This is a genomic window from Rhizobium sp. 05N430 (assembly GCF_056396985.1).
Genome location: NZ_JBFTMO010000036.1, coordinates 1 through 4353 on the forward strand (window position 1 = coordinate 1; position 4353 = coordinate 4353).

Annotated in this window: 3 protein-coding genes and 2 pseudogenes; 3 read left to right on the top strand and 2 right to left on the bottom strand. The window is 57.0% G+C overall.

Annotation, left to right across the window (positions count from 1 at the left end; genetic code table 11):
* The coding region (locus AC1DJO_RS29755; protein ID WP_477974123.1) for a transketolase-like TK C-terminal-containing protein at nt 1–186 on the top strand (186 nt) is incomplete at its 5' end.
* A gap of 579 nt (nt 187–765) precedes the next feature.
* On the opposite strand, the gene rraA is transcribed toward AC1DJO_RS29755, so the two are convergent.
* Nucleotides 766–1242: a ribonuclease E activity regulator RraA gene (gene rraA / locus AC1DJO_RS29760; protein WP_477974124.1), complete on the bottom strand. Its 477-nt coding sequence runs from the start codon at nt 1240–1242 to the stop codon at nt 766–768.
* Between the two features lie 20 nt (nt 1243–1262).
* Nucleotides 1263–2390 (bottom strand): annotated as a pseudogene (locus tag AC1DJO_RS29765) (NtaA/DmoA family FMN-dependent monooxygenase).
* 291 nt (nt 2391–2681) lie between these two features.
* Here AC1DJO_RS29765 and groES point away from each other — a divergent pair.
* The gene (groES, locus tag AC1DJO_RS29770; protein ID WP_113297427.1) at nt 2682–2996 is read left to right on the top strand and encodes a co-chaperone GroES; all 315 of its coding nucleotides are present in this window, start codon (nt 2682–2684) and stop codon (nt 2994–2996) included.
* A 52-nt stretch (nt 2997–3048) separates the two neighbouring features.
* Nucleotides 3049–4353 (top strand): annotated as a pseudogene (locus AC1DJO_RS29775) (chaperonin GroEL); the annotation flags it as partial.

Consider the following 4353-nt stretch of genomic DNA (forward strand, 5'->3'; position numbering starts at 1 on the left):
GTGCTCGGCAACTCGCCGGTCAAGATCGCCGTCGAAGCCGCCGTTCGCGAAGGCTGGGATGCGTTCATCGGTCCGGAAGGCACCTTCATCGGCATGAAGAGCTTCGGCGCTTCCGGCCCGGCCAAGGACGTCTTCAAGCATTTCGGCATTACGGCAGACGCCGTCGTCGCTGCTGCAGAAGCCTAGGCGTTTGTACTATACGGACGATCTGCTCTCGATAACTCGCTCCTCAGTTATTGACTGACGAGCAGTGCTGAAATCAGCAGAACCGTTTCCTTGGCGTTTGCCTATTTCGGGCCGATCCCGGCTACAATGAGAACGAGTTGCACATCGATCATGATCAGAACCTTCGGATCCAGTGGTCGAGCGCGACTGCGAAGATGATGGAAATCCGACAGTGAAATCCTGCCGGGGAACGTCAACGCGGCCAGCGACCGGCTTTTTCGGATACATCGACGCCGGTCGTCAACACTGATGTTTGTCTGAGCGATACCCACGAATGGGACATTGCCGCAGAAGTGACGTCAGGCGTCCTAAAAGCAGTCCTAGACGAGTTTCATCGCAGGCGAAGTGGATCCCTACGCTGTTCACACCGAAAGCAGTCGGCACGTTGAGTCATAAACCACCTCTTGGAACGCCTGCGCCGGCATAAGTTTCAGAGGCTTGCTCCGCTGCTACAGCGTAGCGTCATGGCGACAGGCATTGCCTCCGCACAATGGCGGCCCCTTTGTTGTCGCCTTTTCAAATGGTTCCGGGTCAGGGTTGCTACAATGCCAATTGGCTGTTGCTCACCAATACGCCGTCGTCGTCAGCATAGAGATGCTGACCAGGTCCGAACGTGATGTTTCCAAACGTGACGATCGCCTGTCGCTGTCCCGCACCCGCCTTGGCGGATCGGCGAGGCGATGTGCCCAAGCAGAAGATTGCTATGTCCACCTCTGAAATTTCGGCGCGGTCGCGCACCGCTCCATTGATGACTAGACCGCCCCAGCCGTTCGCAGCCGCGAGCTTTGCGAGATGACCGCCGACAAGCGCAGTTTTCAAGGAAGCTCCGCCGTCCACGACCAAAACGCCGCCGTCTCCGGGGCGTCCGATCTCTGCTTTGAGGATCGAATTGTCTTCAAAGCAAGACACCGTGGTAATCAGACCTCCAAGCCAACGTCTTTTTCCAAGTTTCAAGAAACTCAACTCGCAATAGGCGAGCTCATCTCCATATTTATCCGAGAGATCTGAGGTATTCATTTCACGCCTGCCTTGGATTGCTAGGAAAAAAGGGCCGAGGGTCGTTCAAGACCGAAGTGATCTCGGAGAGTCTTGCCGACGTACTCGGTTCGGAAGAGTTTTCTCTTTTGAAGTAGCGGCACAACTTCGGAGACGAAGAGGTTGAGTTGACTAGGAAGGATTGGTGGCATCACATTGAACCCATCGGCTGCTCCATATTGAAACCAGTCCTCCATCAGGTCGGCGACCTGCTCGGGAGTGCCCGCGATTGAAAGATGCCCTCTCGCTCCTGCCAAACGATGTAGCAAAGATCGCAACGTCAAGCGTTCGCGGGCAACAAGCGTTACGATTGATTCCGCCCGACTACGTGCGGCCTCAACTGCGGACGGTTCCGGAAAGTCGGAGACTGACAGCACGTCATCAAGCGCCAGATGCGAAAAATCATGGCCGCCAAACCGATTAGAGAGACGTGCCAAACCTACGACAGGATGCGAAAGTTCATTGAGTTCTCGCTCGAGTTCGCGTGCCTCGGCTTCAGTCGATCCAATTGTAGGGCTTACCCCTGGTAAGACGAGAAGCTGGCCCGTGTCGCGCCCGAGCGCAGAGGCGCGTGTACGCAGATCTGTCGCGAAATCTAAAGCCAAAGCTTTTTCCTGATGAGCTGTAAATATCGCTTCAGCCGAGCGCGCGGCAAATTGACGGCCTGCAGGTGACGAACCCGCCTGCACAAGGACCGGTCGACCTTGGGGTCCGCGTGGGACATTCAGCGGACCGTTGACCTTGAAGAAGCGTCCAGCGTGATTGATCGCTCTGATCTTTGACGGATCGATATACCGGCCGGAATAGCGATCGTCCGTCGTTGCATCGTCGCCCCAGCTATCCCAAAGCTCCGTCACCACTTCCATGTATTCAGCGGCCCGCTCGTAGCGTTCGTCGTGGGGAAGCTGCACCTGACCGAAATTTCCAGCCGCACCCGACGCTCAGCTTGTCACGATGTTCCATCCAATCCGACCTTTGCTGATGTGATCCAGCGTGGAGAACTGACGGGCAAGATTGTAAGGCTCGGTGTGGGTGGTGGATGCGGTAGCAATCAAGCCTATATGTTCGGTGACGCCCGCAAGAGCGGCAACCGTGGTTATAGGTTCGAGCCTGCCGGCAACGCTCGAAATCCGACGAGAATTGCATGCTCATCTCCGTTTCATGACACTGCCAAAGGTGGCAAAAAATCATGCATCCATCAACGGTTTTCTTAAACCTTCGAAGGCGTTTATCGTTCCTCTCCAGCATGTTAGCAGCCGCCGGGGTAGAGTGCTAATTTTTCTTGCCGACCCTCTTGAAATCAAAAAATCTCGAAAATAAATTTTCCCCGCGAACGCTCAGATGAGGTTCGCACCCGTCCGGATTGGTCACCCGGTCCGGCAGGGGATTTTGCGTCATCTTTTTGTCCAATGGAGGAAAACATGTCGTTCCGACCGCTTCATGATCGCATTCTTGTCCGCCGGGTCGAATCCGAAGAAAAGACCAAGGGTGGGATCATCATCCCTGACACTGCCAAGGAAAAGCCGCAGGAAGGCGAAGTCGTCGCCGTCGGTCTTGGTGCACGCAACGAGGCCGGCCAGATCCAGGCGCTCGACGTCAAGGCTGGCGACCGCATTCTGTTCGGCAAATGGTCCGGCACCGAAATCAAGATCAACGGCGAAGACCTGCTGATCATGAAGGAAAGCGACGTCTTGGGCATTATCGAAGCTCAGGCCGAGCAGAAGCGCGCCGCGTAATCACGCATTACCGCCCATCAGTCAAAAAGCTGCCTATTGAAGGAGTGAACAAATGGCTGCGAAAGAAGTCAAATTCAACACCGATGCCCGTGAACGCATGTTGCGTGGGGTCGATGTCCTTGCCAACGCCGTGAAGGTCACGCTCGGCCCGAAAGGCCGCAACGTCGTCATCGACAAGTCTTACGGCGCGCCACGCATCACCAAGGACGGCGTCTCCGTCGCCAAAGAGATCGAACTGGAAGACAAGTTCGAGAACATGGGGGCACAGATGCTGCGCGAGGTGGCATCGAAGACCAACGATCTCGCCGGCGACGGTACCACCACCGCAACTGTCCTCGCCCAGGCGATCGTCAAGGAAGGCGCCAAGGCCGTCGCCTCCGGTCTGAACCCGATGGACCTTAAGCGCGGCATCGATGGAAAAGGTCGGCAACGAAGGCGTCATTACCGTCGAGGAAGCCAAGACCGCCGAGACCGAGCTCGAAGTTGTCGAAGGCATGCAATTCGACCGCGGTTACCTCTCGCCGTACTTCGTAACCAATCAGGACAAGATGCGCGTCGAGTTCGAGGACCCCTATATCCTCATCCACGAGAAAAAGCTGTCGAACCTTCAGTCCTTGCTGCCGGTCCTCGAAGCCGTCGTGCAGTCCTCCAAACCGCTGCTGATTATCGCGGAAGACGTCGAGGGCGAAGCTCTTGCTACGCTCGTCGTCAACAAGCTGCGCGGTGGTCTGAAGATYGCGGCTGTCAAGGCGCCGGGGTTCGGCGATCGCCGCAAGGCGATGCTCGAAGACATCGCCATCCTGACCGGCGGCACTGTCATCTCCGAAGATCTCGGCATCAAGCTTGAGAACGTAACGCTCAACATGCTCGGTCGAGCCAAGAAGGTGGCGATCGAGAAAGAAAACACCACCATAATCGACGGCGTTGGCTCCAAGTCCGAGATCGACGGCCGCGTCGCCCAGRTYCGGGCGCAGATCGAAGAGACCACGTCCGACTACGATCGCGAGAAGCTGCAGGAACGTTTGGCCAAGCTGGCAGGCGGCGTTGCGGTGATCCGTGTCGGTGGCTCCACGGAAGTCGAGGTCAAGGAGAAGAAGGATCGCGTCGACGACGCGCTTCATGCAACGCGTGCCGCCGTCGAGGAAGGCATCCTGCCGGGCGGTGGTGTTGCGTTGTTGCGGGCTGTAAAGGCACTCGACGATCTTGCAACCGCCAACCAAGACCAGAAGGTTGGTATCGAGATCGTCCGCAGGGCGATCGAGGCCCCCGTTCGCCAGATCGCCGAAAACGCTGGTGCCGAAGGCTCCGTCATCGTCGGCAAGCTGCGTGAAAAGACCGACTTCTCCTTCGGCTGGAA